The following is a 21,130-nucleotide window of genomic DNA, read 5'->3' on the forward strand; positions in this document are numbered from 1 at the left end:
GGTGCCGATGATGCCCATCAGGGCGAGCGCTGAGGTCATGCCCCCCACTCTCCCGGGGTGCCGACCGCCCCACGAGTGGCAGAAACGCACACTTGCCGAAAGATCCTGCCAGCGGCATCCTGGAGCCATGCTGAAGAACGTCGTCGCCGTGGTCCTGGAAGAGGTCCACCCCTTCGAACTCGGGGTCGCCTGCGAGGTCTTCGGCCTCGACCGCGGCGAGGAGGGCCTGCCGGTCTACGACTTCGCCCTGGTCGGCGACCGGCCCGGCCCGATGCGCACCCACGCGGGCTTCACCGTCGACGTCCCGCACGGCCCCGAGCGGATCGCGCAGGCCGACCTGGTCGTCGCCACCGCCACCGGGGTCCGCGACAGCTACCCGGAGCCGCTGCTGGAGGCGCTGCGCGCGGCCCACGACCGCGGCGCGTACCTGCTCTCCATCTGCAGCGGCAGCTTCCTGCTCGGCGCCGCCGGGCTGCTGGACGGCCGGCGCTCCACCACCCACTGGAAGCACGCCGAGACCATGGCCCGGCGCTTCCCGCTCACCACCGTCGAGCCCGACGTGCTCTACGTCGACGACGACCCGGTGATCACCTCCGCCGGCACGGCCGCCGGGATCGACGCCTGCCTGCACCTGGTCCGCAAGGTGCAGGGCGCCGAGGTCGCCCGCGGCATCGCCCGGCGGATGGTGGTCGCCCCGCACCGGGACGGCGGCCAGGCCCAGTTCATCAACCGGCCGCTGCCCGAGGCGGACGGCGAGTCGCTCGGCCCGGTGCTCGAATGGATGCGGCAGCACCTCGACGAGGAGACCACCGTCGACCGGCTGGCCGCCCTCGCCCACATGTCGCCGCGCACCTTCGCCCGCCGCTTCCAGCAGGAGACCGGCACCACCCCGCACCGCTGGCTCACCGGGCAGCGCATCCTGCACGCCCAGCGGCTGCTGGAGTCCACCGCCGAGCCGATCGACGCGATCGCCTCCCGCAGCGGCTTCGGCAACGCCGCCACGCTCCGCCACCACTTCGGCCGCCGCCTCGGCACCACCCCGCAGGCGTACCGGAGGGCCTTCGCGGGCGCCTGAGCGCTCAGAGGTGGTCGGTGCCGTTCCAGCCGTCGGGGAGGAGGCGGCCGGCCTGCGGGCGCCAGAGGCTGGTGGAGCAGTTGGCGACCGGCGGCAGGGCCAGCAGGTCGGGCTCGGAGAGGCGGTCGAGGACGTGCCGCAGCATCAGCACGGTGCAGTCGTGCGCGACCAGCAGGACCGGCCGGCCGGCCTCCTCCTCGCAGACGTCCCGCAGCACGCTGCGCACCCTCAGCGCCACGTCCAGCCAGGACTCCCCGCCCGGCGGCCGGTAGTACAGCTCGCCCATCTTGCGGCGCCGGGCCGCCTCCGCCGGGTGCTCCTTCTCGATCGCCGCCTTGGTCAGCATCTCCAGCACCCCGAGCTCCCGGTCGCGCAGCCGCTCGTCGTAGCGGACCGGCAGCGCCACCGGCACCGCGCCGAGCCCGGAGGCCTGGGCGAGCGCGATCCGGGCGGTCTCGGCGGTGCGCACGTACGGGGAGCACCAGACCGAGCGCGGCCGGTCGGCCGGCGGCAGGGCGGCCCACCAGCGGCCGAGCGCCTGGGCCTGGGCCTGGCCGTGCATCGAGAGCGGGATGTCGGCGTCTCTGCTCCCGATCGGGACGGTCAGGGCGCCGGACGCGTCCGCGTTCCGGAACTCGACGTTGGCCACGGACTCGCCGTGCCTGGTGGCGATGAGCACCGAGGGCAGCAGGGCGCCGCCCTGGTGCGTGCGGTGCCCGTTGGAGATGGTGGTGACGTCTGCCATGGCCGCGACTCCCCGTTCTCGTCATAACAAATGATCGCGCCGTCACTCCAGTGTTGACCGGAGTGACGGCGCGATCACAGGGCGCACGGCGCTCGGCCGCGCGCCCCGGGTGACTCAGTGCGCCGCAGCGGGCTGCGGAGCGTCCTTCAGGGCCTCGTCGCCGGCGTCCGCGCTGTAGTCCGCGGTGGCGGTCTCGTCGAGCCCCTCGGGGGCCTTCACGGCCTTCAGCACCAGCGTCAGCGCGACGGCCACCAGCACGTTGAGCACGAAGGCGGTCAGGCCGATGTAGCCGATCTGCCCGATCACCGGGATCTCGGCCGAGTTGCCGCCGAAGTGCTTGGTGGCCGGCGAGGAGATCCCGTACGCCTTCCAGGTGCCGTACGCCATGCCGACCGCCCAGCCGGCCAGCAGCGCCCAGCGGTGGAACCACCGGGTGAACAGGCCCGCCACGATGGAGACCGCGGTCTGCAGGATCCACAGGCCGCCCAGCAGCTGCAGGTTGATCGCGGCCTGCTTGTCCATCAGCAGCACGAAGACCAGCGCGCCGACCTTCACCAGCAGCGAGGCGACCTTGGCCACCTTGGTCTCGTCCGCCGGGGTGGCCGCCGGGTTCAGGAACTCCTTGTACACGTTGCGGGTGAACAGGTTGGCCGCCGCGATCGACATGATCGCGGCCGGCACCAGCGCGCCGATGCCGATCGCCGCGAACGCCACACCGGTGAACCAGTCCGGGAACATGTTCTCGAACAGCTGCGGCACCGCCAGCTGGTTGTTGTAGCCCTTCACGCCCTTGCCCACGCCCGCCGCGATCGCCATGAAGCCCAGCAGCGCCAGCAGGCCCAGCATCAGCGAGTACGCCGGCATGATCGCCATGTTGCGGCGCACCGTGTTGCGCGACTTCGACGCCAGCACGCCGGTCACCGAGTGCGGGTACATGAACAGCGCCAGCGCCGAACCGAACGCCAGCGTCGCGTACGTCCAGTGCGCCTTCTCGCCGAGGATCAGCGAGCCGATCGGCTTGCCGGTCGCCGGGTTCACCGTGGAGAACTTCTGCGCCGCCGAGTCGAAGACGTGGCCGTAGCCGCCCAGCCGCATCGGGATGTAGATCACCGCGACGATGATCACCACGTAGATCAGGGTGTCCTTGACGAACGCGATCAGCGCCGGCGCCCGCAGGCCCGAGGAGTACGTGTACGCCGCCAGCACGCCGAACGCCAGGAACAGCGGCAGGTCCTTCATGAACCAGTTGCCGCTGCCGCCCACGCCCAGCACGTCCAGCACCGCCTGGATGCCGACCAGCTGCAGCGCGATGTACGGCATCGTCGCCAGGATCCCGGTCAGCGCCACCACCAGGGACAGCGCCTTCGAGCCGTACCGGCCCCGGACGAAGTCCGCCGGGGTCACGTACCCGTGCACCCGGGAGACCGACCACAGCCGCGGCAGGAACAGGAAGACCAGCGGGTAGGCGATGATCGTGTACGGCACCGCGAAGAAGCCCGCCGCGCCCGTCGCGTAGATCGCCGCCGGGACGGCGATGAACGTGTACGCGGTGTACAGGTCGCCGCCGAGCAGGAACCAGGTGATCCAGGTGCCGAAGCTGCGGCCGCCCAGACCCCACTCGTCCAGGTGCAGGGCGTCGTCCGCCCTGCGCCAGCGCGAGGCCAGGAAGCCCATCACGGTGACCAGGACGAAGAAGAGCAGGAAGACGGTCAGTGCGACCCAGTTGACGTCCTTCACAGCGCGTCACCCCCGCGGGCGGCCTTGCGGGCCTTCTCGTCGCGGTTGATCAGCAGGTACGCACCGACCGTGAACACCGCCGAGACCGGCACCCACGCCAGCTGGTACCAGTAGAAGAACGGCATCCCGCCGAGCTCCGGGTCGGCCTTGCTGTACGACGCGACCCAGAGCATGGCGACGATCGGCACGGCCAGGCACAGCCCGGCCAGGACCCGGGCGGGTGTGACCGCCGGGAGGTTCGTTTCTGACGACATGTAAGCGGCTCCGGCTGAAGTGGTCTCACCTCGTCGGCGCCGCAGCGCACATCACTGTGCGCCCGCCGAGCAGCACCTCTGGTGATCGGAAGTCAGCCGGAATTTAGAGCACGAAGTGACGCGTGTCACTACGTTCCACCGAAGTTCCCGAATATCGGACCCACTTCGGCACCTTCGAGTGACCACTCGGGCCGGGCCGGAGGCCTGCTCGGGGTGCTGGAGGCGGGTGATGCTGCGTGCTTCCGCCGGGGAGGGAGAGGGGGGAGGTCTTGCTTCCTCGTCCTCCCCGGAGGGGGAGCAGGCCGGGCCGGAGGCCTGTTCCGGGCGCTGCAGGCGGGTGATGCTGCGTGCTCCCGCCGGGGAGGGAGAGGTTCTTGCCGGAGGGGGAGCAGGCCGGGCCGGAGGCCTATTCCGGGCGTTGCAGGCGGGTGATGAACTTGTAGCGGTCGCCGCGGTAGATCGAGCGGACCCACTCGACGGGTGCGCCCTCGGCGTCGAAGGAGTGGCGGGAGAGCTGGAGCATCGGCAGGCCCAGGTCCGAGCCGAGGAGGCCGGCCTCGCGCGGGTTGGCGAGGGTGGTCTCGATGGTCTCCTCCGCCTCGGCCACGGTGACGCCGTAGACCTCGCGCAGGGCGGTGTAGAGCGAGTTGTGCTTCAGCAGGTTGCGCCGGAGCGCGGGGAAGCGCTTGGCGGACAGGTGCGCCACCTCGATGGCCATCGGGTCGCCGTTGGCCAGGCGCAGGCGCTCGATCCGCAGGACGCGGCCGCCGGTCTTGATGTCGAGGAGCGGGGCGAGCCGGTCGTCGGCGCTGATGTAGCCGATCTCGATCAGCCGTGAGGTGGGCTCCAGGCCCTGGGCCCGCATGTCCTCGGTGTAGGAGGTGAGCTGCAGGGCCTGGGCGACCTTGGGCTTGGCGACGAAGGTGCCCTTGCCCTGGATGCGCTCCAGACGGCCTTCGACGACCAGCTCCTGCAGGGCCTGGCGGACCGTGGTGCGGGAGGTGTCGAACTGGGCGGCGAGCGCCCGCTCCGGCGGGACGGGGGTGCCGGCCGGCTGGGTCTCGGTGAGCTGCAGCAGGTGGCGCTTGAGCCCGTAGTACTTGGGGACGCGCGTGGCCGCACTCGTGGCGGGGCCCGACTGCGTCGGCACCGTGGTGTTCTCGGCGAGTGCCGATTCCCGTTCGCCACTCATGGCAGCTCTCACTCCTCTTAAGGCAGCCTCAAGGGCTCCTGATGTCTATGTAACAGCACATGGTTGCATGCGGGAGCGCCCACCGGGGAGCTCCCGCATGCACGGCGGTGTTCTCAGCCCGCGTTGGCCGGGCTGACGGCGAGGCCGGCGAGGGCCTCGGCGGCGGCGATGCCGCAGACCCGGGAGCCGCCGCGGGTGGCGAGCACGGTGACGTCGCGGGCGGAGAACAGCTCGGTGACGCCGTGCCCGGTGCCCAGTTCGACGACGACCGCGTCGGGGCGGGCCTCGGTGAGGGCGACCGCGGCGCGCTTCATCCAGGTGTGCCGGTGGATGTCGCGGACGACCACGACCAGCGGCCGGCCCACGGCGGCGCCGAGCAGCGGGGCGGTGTCGACCTCGGCGCCGTCGGCGGCGACCGCGACGTGCAGCAGGCCGGAGCCCTCCATGCGGGTGGCGGGGGCGCCGACCCGGGTCACGGTGGTGCCGGGGACGAGCTCGGCGAGCGGCGCGGCCACGCCCCAGGGGGTCTCGTCGCCGACCGCGATGTTGGCGCCGGGGGAGAACTCGACCACGTGCGGGACGCCGCTGAGCGGGCGCAGCTCGCCGTGCACGCGCAGCGCCCGGCGGGCGGCGGTGAGACCGATGCCGACCTCGCCGTGCGCGCCGACCTGGGCCTGCCGGACGGCGGCCGACCAGCGGGCGACGGCGCGGTTGCGCTCGGCGGCCTCGTGCAGTCGTTCCGCGGACAGCCGGCCCTCGCGGACCGCCCAGACCAGGGCGTCGCGCAGGTAGACGAAGGCCTCCTCGTCCTGGAGCCCGCCGCCGACGCAGATGGTGTCGGCGCCGGCCGCGACGGCCCGCACCGAGCCGGCGGCGACGCCGTGGGTGCCGGAGATGGCGCCCATCTCGATGCCGTCGGTGACGATCAGGCCCTCGAAGCCGAGCTCCTCGCGCAGCAGCCCGGTGAGGATCCGCCGGGACATGGTGGCGGGCAGCTCGGGGTCGTACGCGGGGAAGAGGATGTGTGCCGTCATGATCGACTTCACGCCGGCGGCGATGGCGGCCTTGAAGGGCAGCAGGTGCTCGGCGAACTGCTCGGGCGAGAGGTCGATCCGGGGCAGGCCCAGGTGCGAGTCGCCGGCGGTGTCGCCGTGGCCGGGGAAGTGCTTGGCGCAGGCGGCGACGCCGGCCGACTGCAGGCCGCGGACGTACGCGGCGGTGTGGCGGGCGGCGAGTCCGCCGTCGCCGCCGAAGGACCGGACGCCGATCACCGGGTTGTCCGGGTTGGAGTTGACGTCCGCGTCGGGCGCGTAGTTGAGGTTCACGCCGACGCTGGAGAGGTCGAAGCCGATCGAGCGGGCGACCCGTTCGGTGAGGTCGGTGTCGTCGACCTCACCGAGCGCGTGGTTGCCCGGGTACGAGGAGCCGCTGGTCACCTCCAGCCGGGTGACGTCGCCGCCCTCCTCGTCGGTGGCGATCAGCAGGTCGCCGTTGAGCGCGTACAGCTCGGAGGTGAGCCGGGCGACCTGCTGCGGGGTGTGGATGTTGCGGCCGAACAGGGCGACTCCGCCGAGCTCTCCCGAGCCCAGTCTGCGGCGCAGCCAGTCGGGTGCGGTCTGTCCGGCGAAGCCGGGCTGCAGGACCGCGCCGGCGTCGTGGAGGAGTTCGACGCTTTCCGAACCGGGCATCGCCATGGTTCCTTCCCTGGTGGTGGGGGTGCTGGAGGTGTGCGGTGTGGGGCGTGAGGAAGGGTTCTAGCCCTTGACCGCGCCGGCGGTGAGGCCGGCCGACACCTTCTTCTGGAAGAACACGAAGAGGACGATCACGGGCAGCGACACCAGCAGCGCGCCGGCCATCTGCGCGCCGTAGTCCGCGCCGCGGGTGGGGGTGGTGGCGTAGAAGGTCAGCCAGGCCATCGCCGTCTTCTGGCCGCCGGTGGCGAGCAGGGTGTTGGCGACGATGAACTCGTTCCAGGCCTGGATCCAGCTGTAGACGCCGGTGGTGATCAGGCCGGGCAGGGTGAGCGGCAGGATGATCCGGAAGAAGGCGCCCCACTGGGTGCAGCCGTCGACCATGGCCGCCTCGTCCAGCTCGGCCGGGATGTTCACGATGAACGAGCGCAGCGTCCAGACCACGTACGGGACGGTGAAGACCAGGTAGGCCAGCATCACGCCGACCAGCGTGCCGGTCATGCCGGCGTTGTTCATCACCACGTACAGCGGGACGATCAGCGCGAGCAGGGGCACCATCTGGACCACCAGCATGGTGACGATGAAGAAGCTGCGGCCGCGGAAGTTGAAGCGGGCCACCCCGATCGCGGCGAGGAAGCCGACGATCAGGCCCATGGCCACCGCGCCGAGCGTGATGATCAGGGTGTTCTGCAGCGACGGCCAGAACTCGGTGTCGTTTAGGACGGTCTTGTAGCTCTCGAACGAGAAGGAGCTGGGCCAGAACGTCGGGTCCTGGGCGATCAGGTCCTTGTTCGTCTTGAACGTGGTGATGATCATCCAGTAGATCGGGAAGGCCATCACCAGGGCGAAACCGAGGCCGAGCAGGTTCCAGATCCAGGTGGCGGCGGAGCTCCGACCGGTGGCGCGGGCCTTGGCCTTGACCTTGGGGGCGGCGGCGACGGCCGGCGCGGGCTTGTGGTCGACGACGGTCATCGGTCCTGGGCTCCGATCTTGAGCATCTGGCGGATGTAGAACACCAGCACCGCCAGCATGAGGAGGATCATGGCGATCGAGATCACCGAGCTGTCGCTGTACTTGGAGGCGACGATGCCCTTCTCGTAGAGGAAGGTGCCGATCGTCCAGTAGCCCGGCTCGGGAGAGGTGTTGCGCAGCGAGAAGATCTGCGCGAAGACCTGGAAGTCCCAGATGAAGCTGAGCGCGGTGCTGATCATCAGGAAGGGCTTGATGACCGGGACGGTCACGTGGCGGAAGGCCTGGAAGGCGTTGGCGCCGTCCAGCTTGGCGGCCTCCATCAGCTCCTTCGGCACCTGGGTGAGCGCGGCGTACAGGCCGATCACCAGGAAGGGCAGCGCGCCCCAGACGATGACCGCGGCGCCGACCGCGTAGAGGCCGACGGTCGGGTCGGCGAACCAGTCGTAGTGCTTGACCGACTCGTCACCGGTGACCAGGAACCACAGGTAGTCGACGACGCCGCCGTTCGAGGCGAACAGCCAGCGGAAGACGGTGCCGGTGACCAGGGCGGGGATGGCCCAGACGAACATCATCACGGTGATGCAGACGACCCGGACCCAGGGCGAGACCCGGTTGAGCAGCAGGGCGAAGAGCATGCCCAGCACCATCGAGGCGGCGACCAGCTCGACCGTGAAGCAGATCGAGCGGAGCACGACGTCCCAGAACTCGCTGTCGCCGAGCACCTTGGTGTAGCCGTCGAACCCGATGTACTTCGCGAGCGCCGGGTTGACCAGGTAGGCGTAGCGGTTGACGTTCTGGAAGGACAGGTCGAAGAGCCTGTACAGCGGGTACGCCAGCATGCCCACCATGGCGATCACGGCCGGCAGGATCATGGCGTAGGGGATGTGGAGGCCCGCTGCGAAGAACCCGCGGCGCTGCGGCTTCCCGGCCGGGACGGGCCCGGCGGCCTCGGACCGGATAACGGTCTCGTCGGTGGTCACACTCATCAGGGTCCTTCCAAGGCCCGCGGAACTGGTTCGGTCCTGGCGCACGGGTGGGCAGTCCGCGTCGCTCGCGAACTGCCCACCCCTCTGCTTCAGCTCAGCTCAGCCGTGTCAGCCGTTGAGGTCCTTCACCACGGTGTCCTGGACCTTCTTGAGCTCGGCGGCCGGGTCGCCACCGGCGGCGATCGCACCGAAGGCGTTCTTCAGCGCGGTCTCGTCGGCACCGGACCACAGCGGCGAGTTCGGGATGAACCAGGTCGCGCCCTCGGCGGCGTCACCGGTGGCCTTGTTGGCCGGCGAGGCGGCCTTGTACGCGGCGACCAGGTTCTTCGCGTTCGGGATCGCGAACTTCGCGAGCTCGGTCTGCTGCTTGGTGTTGGTGTAGATCTGCAGGAAGGTCGCGCCCAGGCCGGCGTTGGCGGCCTTGGCCGGGACGGCCAGGTCGGAGCCGCCGAGGAAGGCCGGGGTGGTGGAGCCGGCGGCCGCACCCGGGAGGGCGATGGTGGCCAGCTTGTCCTTCAGCGACGGGTCGCCCGCCTTGGGGTCGGTGACCGAGCCGACCTCCCAGCCGGCGCCGACGATGGCGGCGATGTTGCCCTTGGCCATCAGCGCGTCCTGGGTGGCCTCGTCGGTGGTGGTGCCACCGACCGAGAACTCCTTCTGCAGGTCGTTCCAGGCCTTGACGCCCTCGATGAACTTCGGGTCGGTCAGGGTGCCGGTCCACTTGTCGCCGTCCTTCTTGGCGACGATGCCCTTGACACCGAAGGTGCCGGCGCCGAAGGAGGCGGCGGTGTACCAGTTCTGGCCCGGGAGGTACAGGGCGGAGAAGTTCGGGGTCGAGGCGTTGGCGGCCTTGACCTTGGTGAGCGCGTCCTTCAGCTCGCCCAGGGTCTTCGGGGCCTCCTTGACGCCCGCGGCCTCGAAGAGGTCCTTGCGGTAGATCAGGACGCGGGCACCGGCGTAGTACGGCACGGCGTAGGTCTTGGTGCCGTCACCGGACTGGCCGGAGGCGGCCAGCGAGTCCAGCCACTTGTCCGAGTTCTCGAACTGGCCCTTGACGCCGGTCAGGTCGACGAAGGAGCCGGCCTCGATGTACTTGGCGGCCTGGGTGTTGCCGACCTCGAGCATGTCGGGGGCGTTGCCGGAGAGCAGCGCGGTGTCGAGCTTGGTGGTGTAGTTGGTCCAGGTCTGCCACTGGATGTCGACGTCGGCGCCGGTCTTCTCCTTGAACTCGGCCTTGGCGGCCTCGACCACGCCCGGCCAGCCCTTCTGGGCGTCGTCCATCAGCCAGACGGTGATCTTCTTGCCCTTGCCGTCCGTGCTGAGCGTCGCCTGCTTGGAGTCGCCGGAGGAACCGGACGAGGAGCAAGCCGAGGCAACGAGCACGGTGGCAATGGCGGCCACGGCTGCGATCTTGCGGTTCAAACCATCCTCCAGAGGGATGAGCAAGGTAGGGCACCGGGCTGCGGGGCCGAGGCCTGCGAGCTGCGTTGTGCCTGTGGGGGGAACGTCACCGATTCAGGTGGAGTAGACCATTGGTTTAGACCAACGCCTGGAGATTGGCATGGACCAATGAGAGGCGTCAAGGGTTCAAAGAGCGGTTGCGCAAGCCGTTATCAACGCTTGACTCCGTCGTAGTTGGACTGGACCAAGTGGGGGCCCGGATCACGTTTTTTCCGGACAAAGACTCCCCCCTCAAGCCCGCCTCAACGTGACCTTAAAGAGACCTGAAGCACCTGGTCTGACATGGCCAGGTCGGGGTGCACAACAGGTTTGCAACAAGGGCTACTTGAGCCCCGAGCTGCGTTGACGCAGATAGTGGTCTAGGCCAGGATCCGTGGATCTGGTCTGTACCACAGCGCAGACCCCCATGATTTTCCGGAGGATTGCGTGAAGCGTCAGGTATTCGCCGCGCTCGCCACCGCGGCCCTGCTGGCCACCGCCACGGGTTGCGGGTCCGGGAGCCCGTCGGAGAAGGGGGCGGGCAGCGCACCCGACCCCAAGGCGATGACCGGCACCGTGACCGTGTGGCTGATGAACGAGGCCCAGACCAGCTGGCCCGAGCTCGTGCAGCAGGTCAACGACGAGTTCGCCGCCAAGTACCCCAAGGTCCAGCTCAAGCTCAGCTACCAGACCTGGGCCGACAAGATCAACAACCTGGACGCGGCCCTCAAGGACGGCAACGCCCCCGACGTGGTCGAGCTCGGCAACACCGAGACCATGAAGTACATCCTCAGCGGCGCGCTCGCCCCGGTGGACCGGACCTCCTTCGACAACTCCGACGCGTGGATCAAGGGCCTGGTCAACACCTGCAGCTACCAGGACAAGCTCTACTGCGTCCCCTACTACGCGGGCGCCCGGGTCGGCATCTACAACGCGCAGATGTTCCAGGACGCGACCGGCAGCCCCGACTTCCCCAAGACCGAGGAAGACCTGCTCTCCGCGCTGGACAAGCTGCAGTCGAAGAACAAGGGCAACGCCGGGTTCTCCCCGGTCTACCTGCCCGGCCCGTACTGGTACGCCGCGATGTCCTACGTCGCCGCCTACGACGGCGCCATCGCCCGCTTCGACAACGGCGGCCGCTGGCACGGCACCCTGCACGACCCCAAGTCCCAGCAGGGCATCCAGCACTTCGTCGACCTGGTGAAGAAGTACAACAAGGGCGACTGGAAGGTGAACGAGGCCAACCAGGCCACCGTGCTCGGCCGGCAGAAGGCCGCCATGATCTACGGCAACGGCTGGGAGATCTCCACCGCCATCGCGCCGATCTCCGGCGAGCCCAAGCTCAAGGACGCGCTCAAGGTCGTCGGCATGCCCGGCCCGAACGGCAAGCCGCTGCCCTCCTTCATCGGCGGCTCCGACCTCGCGATCACCGCGAAGTCGCAGTCCGCGGCGCTCGCCGCCGAGTGGATCCGGATGTTCACCTCGACCAAGTCCCAGCAGGTCCTGGTCAACAAGGACACCCTGCCCAACAACCTCACCCAGCTGGCGCCGCTGAAGGACAAGGCCACCACCGCCGCCGCGGCCAACGCGGTGCCGGACGCCTGGTTCACCCCGTTGGCCCCGGGCTGGGGCGCGATCGAGAAGCAGAACGTCCTGGTGAGCATGCTCAACGACATCCTCAAGGGAAAGTCGGTCGACGAGGCCACCAAGGAGGCCGACGCCAGGATCGACCAACTGATCAACAACCCGTCGTGACGCCCCGGCCGACCGGGGCGCGGTGACCGGGGCGCACGTAGAATCGGTCCGGACAACCCAGCAGCGAGTGTGCGGACTCGCCGCCGTCAGGAAGGTCCCCGGCGGGCAGCCGCCCGTCGGGGAGGACCGTCTTCACGGAGGCACACCCCGATGTCCGACCCGCAGACCCTCCCCGGCCCCCGCGTCCCGGGCCGCTGCATGGCGGCGGAGATGGCCGAGCAACCGGCCGTCCTCCGGCGCATCCTCGACGAGGGCGCCCCGAAGATCCGCGAGATCGCGGCCGGGATCGCGGCCCGCAACCCGCGCTTCGTCCTGCTGACCGCGCGCGGCACCTCGGACAACGCCGCGCTGTACGCGAAGTACCTGGTCGAGGTCCTGCTCGGCAAGCCGGCCGGCCTCACCTCGATGTCCACCACCACCGCGTACGGCGCCAAGCCGGACCTCCGCGACTGCCTGGTGATCACCGTCAGCCAGTCCGGCGGCTCGCCCGACCTGGTGGCCTCCACCAAGGCCGCCCGCGAGGCCGGGGCGATCACCCTCGCGGTGACCAACAACGCCGGCTCCCCGCTGGCCGAGGTCTCCGAGTTCCACATCGACGTGCTGGCCGGCCCGGAGAAGGCGCTGCCCGCCACCAAGACCTACACGGCCGAGCTGCTCGCCCTGTACCTCTTCGTCGAGGGCCTGCGCGGCGGCGACGGCGCGGCCGCCAAGGACCTGCCGGAGCTGGCCGCGGGCGTGCTGGACCGGCAGGCCGAGGTCAAGGCGCTGGCCGAGCGCTACCGCTTCGCGCAGCGCCTGGTCATCACCTCGCGCGGCTACGGCTACCCGACCGCCCGCGAGGCGGCGCTGAAGCTGATGGAGACCACCTACATCCCGGCCACCCCGTTCTCCGGCGCCGACCTGCTGCACGGCCCGCTGGCCATGGTCGACAACGTCTCGCCGGTGATCGCGATCGTCCCGGAGGGCAAGGGCGGCGAGGCCCTCCAGCCGGTGCTGGACCGCCTGCGCGGCCGCGGCGCGGATCTGGTGGTGGTCGGCCAGCAGGAGCAGGTGGACGCCGCCTCCGCCGGCTTCGCGCTCCCCGCCGGGGTGTCCGAGGAGGTGCAGCCGATCCTGGAGATCCTGCCGCTGCAGCTGCTCGCGTACGAGGTCACCATCGCCCGCGGGCAGGACCCGGACGCGCCGCGCGCCCTGGCCAAGGTCACCGAGACCCGCTGACCCCGGAACGCGAAGGACCCCCCGGCTGCGCCGAGCGGCCGGGGGGTCCTTCGCGTCCCCCCGCGCCGGGAGCGCGGACGGGGGAAACACTACGGGCCACGGCGCCGACACAGGACCCTCAACCCGTGCGGCACCGCAGCCCGGAGCTGTCGTCGGCGGCCCGTTCCGGCCGAGAGTTGTGCGGGACCCTCGGGCGCTGGACCACCGACCTCGGAGCTGCCTCGCGCGGTCAGGGCAGTGTGCGCGGTGGGCGGCTCCTTGGTGCATCTCCATTGTGGACTAGACCAATCTGGGTTGTCCAGAGCCGTCCTCCAATTGGTCTGGACAACGTGGGCCGGCCCGTCCGGCGTTACAGTCACGGTGTGCCCTCGTTGAACGAACTCGTCCGCCGCCACACCACCCTCACCGGTGCCGACGTGGAGTGGCTCCACCTCCTGGTGTCGGAGTGGCAGCTGCTCTCCGACCTCTCCTTCGCCGACCTGGTGCTGTGGATCCCCACCTGGGACGGCATCCGGTACGTCTCGGTCGCCCAGATGCGGCCCAACACCGGCCCCACCTCGTACCAGGACGACATGGTCGGCCACCTGGTCCCGCGCGGCCGCCGGCCGCTGCTGGACGCCGCCTACGACGAGGGGCGGATCGTCCGCGAGGGCGACCCGGAGTGGCGCGAGGAGGTGCCGGTCCGGGTCGAGTCCATCCCGGTCCGGCGCGAGGGCAAGGTGCTCGGCGTGATCGCCCGCAACACCAACCTGCTCACCGTCCGCACCCCCAGCCGGCTGGAGCTCACCTACCTGCAGTCCGCCTCCGACCTGGCCCAGATGATCGCCGCCGGCACCTTCCCCTACCCCGGCGCCGAGCAGACCGACATGGACGCGGCCCCCCGGGTCGGCGACGGCCTGATCCGCCTGGACGCCGACGGCGTGGTCACCTACGCCAGCCCCAACGCGCTCTCCGCCTACCACCGGATCGGCCTCACCTCGGACCTGGTGGGCAGTCACCTCGGACGGACCACCGCCGAATTGGTGCCGCCCAGCCGGGCGGCCGTCCACGAGGGCCTGGTCAAGATGGCCTCCGGCTGGGCGCCCCGGCAGACCGAGGTGGAGGCCCAGGGCGGCGTCGTCACCCTGCGCACCATCCCGCTCAAGCCCAAGGGCACCCCCACCGGCTCGCTGGTGCTCTGCCGCGACGTCACCGAACTGCGCCGCCGCGACCGCGAGCTGATGACCAAGGACGCCACCATCCGGGAGATCCACCACCGGGTGAAGAACAACCTGCAGACCGTCGCCGCGCTGCTGCGCCTGCAGTCCCGCCGGATGGACTCCGACTCCGCCCGGGCCGCGCTCGACGAGGCGGTGCGCCGGGTCGGCTCGATCGCCATCGTGCACGAGACCCTGTCGCAGGGCCTGGACGAGGCGGTCGCCTTCGACGAGATCGCCGACCGGGTGCTCGCCATGGTGATGGAGCTCTCCCAGGACGGCCGGGTCGCCACCCGGCGCAGCGGCTCCTTCGGCATCCTCTCCGCCGAGGTGGCCACCCCGCTGGCGATGATCCTCACCGAGCTGCTGCAGAACGCCCTGGAGCACGCCTTCGGTCCGAGCGCGGCCGGCAACCTGGAGGTCAGCGCACTGCGCGGCCGGGCCCCCGCCACCGGCAAGGGCTGGTCGGACAGTTGGAACGGCGGCGCCCGCCCGGAGGAGTACCTGCTGATCACCGTGCAGGACGACGGCAAGGGCATGCCCGAGGACTTCGACCCGCAGAAGGCCGGCAACCTCGGGCTGCAGATCGTCCGCACCCTGGCCACCGGCGAGCTGGGCGGCACCTTCGACATGGTGGCCGCGCCCGACGGCGGCACCAAGGTGGTGCTGGAGATCCCGGTGAAGTAGGGGGAAGAGAAACGAGGCCCTGTCGACCGGGGGGGGTGGGTCGACAGGGCCTCTCAACCCGGTCCGGCCGTCGGGGGGAGTCGGCCGGAACGGGGGCTCTGGGTGGCGCGACGCCCGCCACGTGTGTTGCACACGGTGAGCGCCTCAGGTCCACGATATTGCTCTCAGTGAGCAGTATCAAGTAGCTGGGCGGCTCGCGTCGTCGGAAGGCTCGGCCGGCCATCGCGGCCAAGCCTTTGATCGTGGATCGATCAGTTGCTGCCTGACGGAACGTCAGGCGGTGCGGGCCCGGTTGCGGGCGGCGCGGCGCTTCATCGCACGACGCTCGTCCTCGCTCATGCCGCCCCAGACGCCGGCGTCCTGGCCGGTCTCCAGCGCCCACTGCAGGCACTGCTCCATGACGGGACAGCGGCGGCACACGGCCTTGGCTTCCTCGATCTGCAGCAGAGCGGGGCCGGTGTTCCCGATCGGGAAGAACAGCTCCGGGTCCTCTTCGCGGCAGACAGCGCGGTGGCGCCAGTCCATGGTGGTCCAACTCCTCCGGTCGGCGGGCTGTGGCCCGGCCGACACACTCGATGGCTTGTGAATGTGAACGCTTTCACGAATCCCGCAACAGCAAAAGGGACCTAAGGCCCATCGGGCCCGGGCGGTCTGTGCTGAGTGGGGTTCCGGCTATCAAGGGATCCTGCCGCCGTCCCGCTGCGGCCTGTCCCGATCGCCATGTAGAGGTTCGCAAACCTCGGACGCGGATACAACCCCCTTCGGCAAGAAATTTTTGATTCTTCGGTGTCGCCTACCTCACAGGCCGTACTTCTATGGGGTGAAGGGGCTTGTGCGTTCGAGAAGAAGGGCGGGACCCCCTTCTGGTCACACAATCACACGCAGTGCCCGCCGAACGCCTGTGAAACTGACGCGACTCCTGTCTCCAAGGTGGTCCCCATCGACCTGAAACGGGGCCGGTTCCTGGGAAACCAAGGTGAAGTGCCGGACGTCGTGATAGGAGACGACGTGCTTTCCGGTGGGACCGGAGGGCTTGGCGCCGGCCTGCCCGGGGGTCTGCGCGCGAAGAATCTGACGGACCGTTCGAGCCGTGCCGAACGCGGTCATTCGAGTGATGCCGAAGACGTCCAGATCCGTGTCGAAGGAGGCGGAGGGCGAAGGGAACACCGGGCGGTTGCCGAGGAACGTCCACGGAGAAGTGTTGGAGACTATGGCCAGCACCATGCCCGGCACCGCCCCCTCGCCGGGCGTCTCCAGCGTGATCGGGCCCGACCGGCGGTGTTCACGCTCCGTGACGAAGTGGCGGAGCGCCTGGTTCACGTAGAGCGCGTGCGTCGACCTGCGCCCCGCCTTGCGCTGCTCCTCCACCCGGCCCACCACCCCGGCGTCGAAGCCCAGCCCCGCGGTGAAGGTGAACCAGCGGTCCGGCAGGCCCTCGGTCATCGCCTTGCCCAGGCCGATCGCCCGCTCCCGGCGCCGGTCCAGCGCGTCCAGCAGCACACCGGTGGCCTCCACCGGGTGGTTCGGCAGGCCCAGTGCGCGGGCGAACACGTTGGTCGAGCCCCCCGGCACCACCGCCAGGCGCGGCACCCGGTCGTGCGGGCCGTGCGCCAGCAGGCCGTTCACGACCTCGTTGACGGTCCCGTCGCCGCCCAGGGCCACCACCAGGTCGACCTGGCCCTCCTCGGCCGCCTGGCGGGCCAGGTCGCGCGCGTGGCCGCGGTACTCCGTGTGGGCCACGTCCAGCTTCAGATCGCTGCGCAGGGCGTGCGTCAGCACGTCCCGGGTCCGGGCGCTGGTGGTGGTGGCCTTCGGGTTCACGACCAGGAGTGCGCGCATGACGATCAGCCTACGGGTCGGTCCCGGAAGGGGTGCCGTTACCCTGCTGGGGTGACCGCAGAAACCACCGCCCCCGCGCCCGCCCGGCCCACCCCGCTGCTCGTCGGAGCCGCGATCACCGCCCTGGAGGGCGCCGCGCTGGCCGGCTGGGGCCTCTACGACCTGGTGGCCGGATTCTTCGGCGACTCCGCCGCGCTCGGCCGCACCGAGATGGGCGGGGCGGTGCTGCTCCTGATGGGGCTGTTCCCCCTGCTGGCGGGGCGCGCCCTGCTCAGGGCGCGCCGCTGGGGGCGCACGCCGGCGCTGCTCACCAACTCGATCTGCCTCCCGGTCGCCTACTACATGTGGCAGGCCGGCGGCGTCAGCGCCGCCGCGGGCGTCGTGGTCGCCCTGCTCGGCCTGACCGGCATCGTCGCGCTGCTGAACCCCAAGGTGACCGCGCTGCTCTACGGCACCACCGCCGGCTGAGCGGGACCGCTCCCGGGCGACGCGAAGACCCGCCCACTGCCGTGCCGTGGGCGGGTCTTCGCGTCGGTGCGCCGCTCCCGGTGCCCTACTCCTCGACGAGGAGCTTCTCGCGGAGCTGGGCCAGTGTCCTGGCCAGCAGCCGGGAGACGTGCATCTGGGAGATGCCGACCTCCGCCGCGATCTGCGACTGGGTCATGTTGCGGAAGAAGCGCAGCACCAGGATCTTCTGCTCGCGCGGCGGCAGTTGGGCGAGCAGCGGCTTGAGCGACTCCCGGTACTCGACGCCCTCCAGCGCCTCGTCGGTCGCGCCCAGGGTGTCCGCCACGGCAGGCGACTCGTCGTCGCTGTCCGGGACGTCCAGCGACAGCGTGGAGTACGCGTTGGCGGACTCCAGGCCCTCCAGCACGTCCTCCTCCGAGATGCCCAGGTGCTCGGCGAGCTCGTGCACCGTGGGGGAGCGCCCGTGCCGCTGGGACAGCTCGCTGGTCGCCGTGGTCAGCGACAGCCGCAGCTCCTGGAGCCGGCGCGGCACCCGCACCGCCCAGCCCTTGTCCCGGAAGTGGCGCTTGATCTCGCCGACGATGGTCGGCGTCGCGTACGTGGAGAACTCCACCCCGCGCTCGTGGTCGAAGCGGTCCACCGACTTGATCAGGCCGATGGTGGCAACCTGGGTCAGGTCGTCGAGCGGCTCGCCGCGGTTGCGGAAGCGGCGGGCCAGGTGCTCGACCAGCGGGATGTGCATCCGCACCAGCTGGTTCCGGATCTCCACCCGCTCCGGCGAGCCCTCGGGCAGCTGCGAGAGCCGCACGAACAGCGCGCGGGCCGCCTCCCGGTCCGGTGCCCCGGAGCGCTGCCCCTGGGCCGGCACGGTCGAGCGCACGGTCTCCGCGGCGGCCGCCGCCGGCCCGTCGTCCGCGGGCTCGGAGGCGGACGCCTCGGGCCGGTCGGGCTTCGGGTCGGTCGGCTGGCTCATCCGGTGGGAGTCCTTCGGGTGCGCTTCGTCAGGGGTGGCGGTGCGGGCAGCGCTCGCCTGGGGCGGTACGACAGCAACTGTGCGGTCCAGATCACTCACGGCGATCACCCGTTCCGTTCCGGGAGCACTTTCACTACGGCTGGGACGGCGCCCCGCCGCGCTTCTTGTGGAGGCTGATGGAGACCGTGTTGTCCTCGCCGACGGAGGAGTCGACCTCGCCGGCCAGCGCGGAGAGCACCGTCCAGGCGAAGGTGTCGCGCTCGGGAGCGCGGCCGTCGGTGGTCGGCGCCGAGACGGTGACCCGCAGGGAGTCGCCGACCAGGCGGAACTCGCAGCTCAGGATCGAGCCCGGCACCGCCTGCTGGAGCAGGATCGCGCAGGCCTCGTCCACCGCGATCCGGAGATCCTCGATCTCGTCCAGGGTGAAGTCCAACCGGGCCGCGAGACCGGCCGTGGCCGTTCGCAGCACGGAGAGGTAGGCCCCCGCAGCGGGCAGCCGGACCTCCACGAAGTCCTTCACTCCGGGCTCGCCGTCGATCTGGGACACCCTCACCTCCTGGGTGACGCGCGGTGCTTGCGGCCGGACGGCCTCGGCACTTCCTGTTGCTCGGTTCAACTGCTTGCCCCAACTGTCCAGAGGGGTGGTGCGGTACGTACCGGTCCATACCCACCCGGGACAGTCGGAACGCCGTGCATCCGCCCGAGACGTTACCGCGATCGACCGGCCTCTGTCGTGATCTCGGACGACGATCACGGGAACGAGCGAACGCGCGCGCCTCAGCGCGGGCGCGAACCCAGTTCGGTGAGCGCCTCGCCGGTCAGCCGGAACGTGGTCCACTCGTCCATGCCGACCGCGCCGAGCGACTTGTAGAAGTTGATCGACGGCTCGTTCCAGTCCAGCACCGACCACTCCATGCGGGCGTAGCCGCGCTCCACCGCGATCCGCGCCAGCTCGGTCAGCAGCGCCTTGCCGTGGCCGCCGCCGCGCGCCCCGGGCCGGACGTAGAGGTCCTCCAGGTAGATCCCGTGGGTGCCCTTCCAGGTGGAGAAGTTGCGGAACCACAGGGCGAAGCCCACCGGCTCGCCGGACGCGTCGTCCTCGGCGATCAGGCCGAAGACCGCGGGGTTCTCGCCGAACAGCGCCTCGCGCAGCTGCTCCTCGGTGGCCTTCGCCTCGGTGAGCGCCTTCTCGTAGTCGGCGAGCTCGCGGATCATCGAGCGGATGACGGGGACGTCGGTGACGGTCGCGGTGCGGATCATATGTGCGAGCGTACTCGCGGCCGGCGGCGACCCGGAAAGGGTTTGCCGCGGCGAAAGAGAAAAGCACCCGGCTCCGCGGTGTGCGGGCCGGGTGCTCGTCCGAGGGCCGGGGTCAGGCCTTCTTGGTCTCCCAGAAGATCGCGTCGATCTCGGCGATCAGGTCGAGCAGGGCCTGGCCGGTGGCCGGGTCCGTGGAGGCCTTGGCGGCGGAGGCGGCCTTGCCGGCACGGTTGAACAGCTCGTGCAGACCCGGGTACGCCTCGAAGTGCGGGGCCTTGAAGTAGTCGGTGTGCAGCACGGAGAGGTGGTGCTTGACCAGCTCGGCGCGCTCCTCCTTGATGACGATGGCGCGCGCACGGAAGTGCGGGTCCTCGTTGGCCTGGTACTTCTCCTGAGTGGCCTTCACCGACTCGGCCTCGATACGGGCCTGAGCGGGGTCGTACACGCCGCAGGGCAGGTCGCAGTGGGCGTGAGCGGTGACCCGCGGAGCAAACAGACGAGAGAACATGGGAGTCCTTCCTTAGATCGTCTTCCCGCGCCCGACATTACCCTTACGCCTCGTCGGATTCGCTGTCGCCCCGGGGGCCTAGGGCAAAAGAAGGAGACTGAACCGTGCGATACCGGACACCGTTCGGGCTGGTCGACATCAGCGGTCCCTCGATGCGGCGCACCCTGTTCGACGGCGACCGGGTCCTGGTCCGCTACGGCGCGCCGCTGCGGCCCGGCGCGGTGGCGCTGTTCCGGCACCCGCACCGCCGGGACCTGCTGGTGGTCAAGCGCGCGGCGCAGCGGCGGGCCGACGGCTGGTGGATGCTCTCCGACAACCCGCTGGTGGCCAGCGACAGCCGGGAGTACGGCCCCGTCCCGGACGCCCTGGTGCTCGGCCGGGTGCTGCTGCGGGTGTGGCCGAGGCCGGGCGGGGTGACGGCCCGGCCGCCTCAGCCCTGAGGGGCGAGCGCGGCGCGCTGCGCCTCCTCGCGCTTGCGGGCGCGGTAGGCGGCGACGTTGGCCCGGGTCGCGCAGCGGTCCGAGCAGTAGCGGCGCGAGCGGTTGGTCGAGGTGTCGAGGTAGGAGTTGCGGCAGGGCGCGGCCTGGCAGATGCCGAGCCGGTCGACGCCCAGCTCGGTCAGGTGGATGGCCAGGCCCATGCAGGCCACCGCGGTGTAGTTGGCGGCGGCGGTGGGCGCGTTGTCGGCCAGGTGCAGGTGCCAGTCGGGCCGGCCGTTCTCGTCCGGGTAGTCGTGGCCGGAGACCACCGGGCTGACCGGGTACTCGACCATCAGGCTGTTGAGCAGGTCGACGGCCCGGACCTCCTCGCCGGCCGCGGCCGCCTCGAAGACGCCGCGCAGCCGGGTGCGGACGGCGCGCAGCCGGGGCAGGTCGGCCTCGTCGGCCAGCTGGGCGGCGCGCGAGGGCGTGCCGAACAGGCCGCGCACCGCGTCCACCGTGGTCAGCGCGTCGGTGCCGCGCTGCGGTTCCTCGGTGTTGACCAGCCGGACGGCGAAGTCGGCGTACGAGGCGAGCTCCACGGGGGTCCTTCCACAGCGGCCGACAGGGGCCGTAACGGGCCAAGTGCCTCCAGGGTATTACGTCGCGCCCGCATGTGTCGGCGCCCGCCGCGGGGAACGCGACGGGCGCCGGG

The 21,130-nt window shown here is 70.6% G+C and carries 21 protein-coding genes; 6 read left to right on the forward strand and 15 right to left on the reverse strand.

Translation table 11 applies throughout. The features are described 5' to 3' along the window. Positions 1 to 127 precede the first annotated feature (127 nt). Positions 128 to 1,075 carry a helix-turn-helix domain-containing protein gene (locus ABEB06_RS23785; protein WP_345698913.1) on the forward strand — a complete coding sequence of 316 codons (948 nt, stop codon included), beginning with the start codon at positions 128 to 130 and terminating at the stop codon, positions 1,073 to 1,075. Between the two features lie 4 nt (positions 1,076 to 1,079). Here ABEB06_RS23785 and ABEB06_RS23790 read toward each other — a convergent pair whose 3' ends face one another. The 8 genes from ABEB06_RS23790 to ABEB06_RS23825 form a co-directional block, all read right to left on the reverse strand. Further along, positions 1,080 to 1,820, reverse strand: coding sequence for a histidine phosphatase family protein (locus ABEB06_RS23790; protein WP_345698914.1), 741 nt, complete (start codon positions 1,818 to 1,820; stop codon positions 1,080 to 1,082). 114 nt (positions 1,821 to 1,934) lie between these two features. Continuing rightward, positions 1,935 to 3,557, reverse strand: a complete 1,623-nt coding sequence (gene mctP / locus ABEB06_RS23795; protein WP_345698915.1) for a monocarboxylate uptake permease MctP — start codon at positions 3,555 to 3,557, stop codon at positions 1,935 to 1,937. Further along, entirely contained in the window at positions 3,554 to 3,811 is a 258-nt protein-coding gene (locus tag ABEB06_RS23800; protein WP_345698916.1) for a DUF3311 domain-containing protein, read from the reverse strand. Before ABEB06_RS23800 ends, mctP begins: the two co-directional genes overlap by 4 nt. A gap of 406 nt (positions 3,812 to 4,217) precedes the next feature. Then, the gene (locus ABEB06_RS23805) at positions 4,218 to 5,003 is read right to left on the reverse strand and encodes a GntR family transcriptional regulator (RefSeq protein WP_345698917.1); all 786 of its coding nucleotides are present in this window, start codon (positions 5,001 to 5,003) and stop codon (positions 4,218 to 4,220) included. Between the two features lie 113 nt (positions 5,004 to 5,116). Next, the gene (locus tag ABEB06_RS23810) at positions 5,117 to 6,697 is read right to left on the reverse strand and encodes a glycoside hydrolase family 3 protein (protein ID WP_425559684.1); all 1,581 of its coding nucleotides are present in this window, start codon (positions 6,695 to 6,697) and stop codon (positions 5,117 to 5,119) included. 60 nt (positions 6,698 to 6,757) lie between these two features. Continuing rightward, a complete protein-coding gene (locus ABEB06_RS23815; protein WP_345698919.1) occupies positions 6,758 to 7,666 on the reverse strand; it encodes a carbohydrate ABC transporter permease in 909 nt (302 codons plus the stop codon). Then, a complete protein-coding gene (locus ABEB06_RS23820; protein WP_345698920.1) occupies positions 7,663 to 8,652 on the reverse strand; it encodes a carbohydrate ABC transporter permease in 990 nt (329 codons plus the stop codon). Before ABEB06_RS23820 ends, ABEB06_RS23815 begins: the two co-directional genes overlap by 4 nt. A 108-nt stretch (positions 8,653 to 8,760) precedes the next feature. Beyond that, positions 8,761 to 10,074: an extracellular solute-binding protein gene (locus ABEB06_RS23825; protein ID WP_345698921.1), complete on the reverse strand. Its 1,314-nt coding sequence runs from the start codon at positions 10,072 to 10,074 to the stop codon at positions 8,761 to 8,763. A gap of 465 nt (positions 10,075 to 10,539) precedes the next feature. On the opposite strand from ABEB06_RS23825, the gene ABEB06_RS23830 reads away from it, so the two are divergent. The 3 genes from ABEB06_RS23830 (at position 10,540) to ABEB06_RS23840 (ending at position 14,948) form a co-directional block, all read left to right on the forward strand. After that, complete coding sequence (locus ABEB06_RS23830; protein ID WP_345698922.1) at positions 10,540 to 11,847, forward strand: extracellular solute-binding protein; 1,308 nt, start codon at positions 10,540 to 10,542, stop codon at positions 11,845 to 11,847. 150 nt (positions 11,848 to 11,997) lie between these two features. Beyond that, entirely contained in the window at positions 11,998 to 13,065 is a 1,068-nt protein-coding gene (locus ABEB06_RS23835) for an SIS domain-containing protein (protein WP_345698923.1), read from the forward strand. 362 nt (positions 13,066 to 13,427) lie between these two features. Continuing rightward, positions 13,428 to 14,948 carry a sensor histidine kinase gene (locus ABEB06_RS23840; RefSeq protein WP_345698924.1) on the forward strand — a complete coding sequence of 507 codons (1,521 nt, stop codon included), beginning with the start codon at positions 13,428 to 13,430 and terminating at the stop codon, positions 14,946 to 14,948. Positions 14,949 to 15,221: 273 nt separating this feature from the next. Here the strand turns inward: ABEB06_RS23840 and ABEB06_RS23845 are convergent, their stop codons facing one another. Then, positions 15,222 to 15,473: a WhiB family transcriptional regulator gene (locus ABEB06_RS23845; RefSeq protein WP_014138019.1), complete on the reverse strand. Its 252-nt coding sequence runs from the start codon at positions 15,471 to 15,473 to the stop codon at positions 15,222 to 15,224. 342 nt (positions 15,474 to 15,815) lie between these two features. Continuing rightward, positions 15,816 to 16,787, reverse strand: coding sequence for a diacylglycerol/lipid kinase family protein (locus ABEB06_RS23850; protein WP_345698925.1), 972 nt, complete (start codon positions 16,785 to 16,787; stop codon positions 15,816 to 15,818). A gap of 51 nt (positions 16,788 to 16,838) precedes the next feature. Between ABEB06_RS23850 and ABEB06_RS23855 the strand changes: the two genes are divergently transcribed. Beyond that, on the forward strand, positions 16,839 to 17,255 hold the full coding sequence (locus ABEB06_RS23855; protein WP_345698926.1) for a hypothetical protein: 417 nt from the start codon (positions 16,839 to 16,841) through the stop codon (positions 17,253 to 17,255). Between the two features lie 85 nt (positions 17,256 to 17,340). Here ABEB06_RS23855 and ABEB06_RS23860 read toward each other — a convergent pair whose 3' ends face one another. The 4 genes from ABEB06_RS23860 to sodN all read right to left on the reverse strand — a co-directional run bounded on the left by ABEB06_RS23860 (position 17,341) and on the right by sodN (position 19,996). Beyond that, on the reverse strand, positions 17,341 to 18,327 hold the full coding sequence (locus ABEB06_RS23860; RefSeq protein WP_345698927.1) for an RNA polymerase sigma factor SigF: 987 nt from the start codon (positions 18,325 to 18,327) through the stop codon (positions 17,341 to 17,343). A gap of 34 nt (positions 18,328 to 18,361) precedes the next feature. Continuing rightward, positions 18,362 to 18,775 carry an ATP-binding protein gene (locus ABEB06_RS23865; protein ID WP_345698928.1) on the reverse strand — a complete coding sequence of 138 codons (414 nt, stop codon included), beginning with the start codon at positions 18,773 to 18,775 and terminating at the stop codon, positions 18,362 to 18,364. A 230-nt stretch (positions 18,776 to 19,005) separates the two neighbouring features. After that, complete coding sequence (locus ABEB06_RS23870) at positions 19,006 to 19,488, reverse strand: GNAT family N-acetyltransferase (RefSeq protein ID WP_345698929.1); 483 nt, start codon at positions 19,486 to 19,488, stop codon at positions 19,006 to 19,008. Positions 19,489 to 19,600: 112 nt separating this feature from the next. Further along, positions 19,601 to 19,996: a superoxide dismutase, Ni gene (sodN, locus tag ABEB06_RS23875; protein ID WP_345698930.1), complete on the reverse strand. Its 396-nt coding sequence runs from the start codon at positions 19,994 to 19,996 to the stop codon at positions 19,601 to 19,603. 104 nt (positions 19,997 to 20,100) lie between these two features. Between sodN and sodX the strand changes: the two genes are divergently transcribed. Further along, the gene (gene sodX / locus ABEB06_RS23880) at positions 20,101 to 20,436 is read left to right on the forward strand and encodes a nickel-type superoxide dismutase maturation protease (protein WP_345698931.1); all 336 of its coding nucleotides are present in this window, start codon (positions 20,101 to 20,103) and stop codon (positions 20,434 to 20,436) included. Here sodX and ABEB06_RS23885 read toward each other — a convergent pair. Then, the gene (locus ABEB06_RS23885; protein ID WP_345698932.1) at positions 20,427 to 21,017 is read right to left on the reverse strand and encodes a CGNR zinc finger domain-containing protein; all 591 of its coding nucleotides are present in this window, start codon (positions 21,015 to 21,017) and stop codon (positions 20,427 to 20,429) included. The genes sodX and ABEB06_RS23885 overlap by 10 nt on opposite strands. Positions 21,018 to 21,130: the final 113 nt, after the last annotated feature.

It is taken from the genome of Kitasatospora terrestris, from assembly GCF_039542905.1.
GTDB lineage: Bacteria > Actinomycetota > Actinomycetes > Streptomycetales > Streptomycetaceae > Kitasatospora > Kitasatospora terrestris.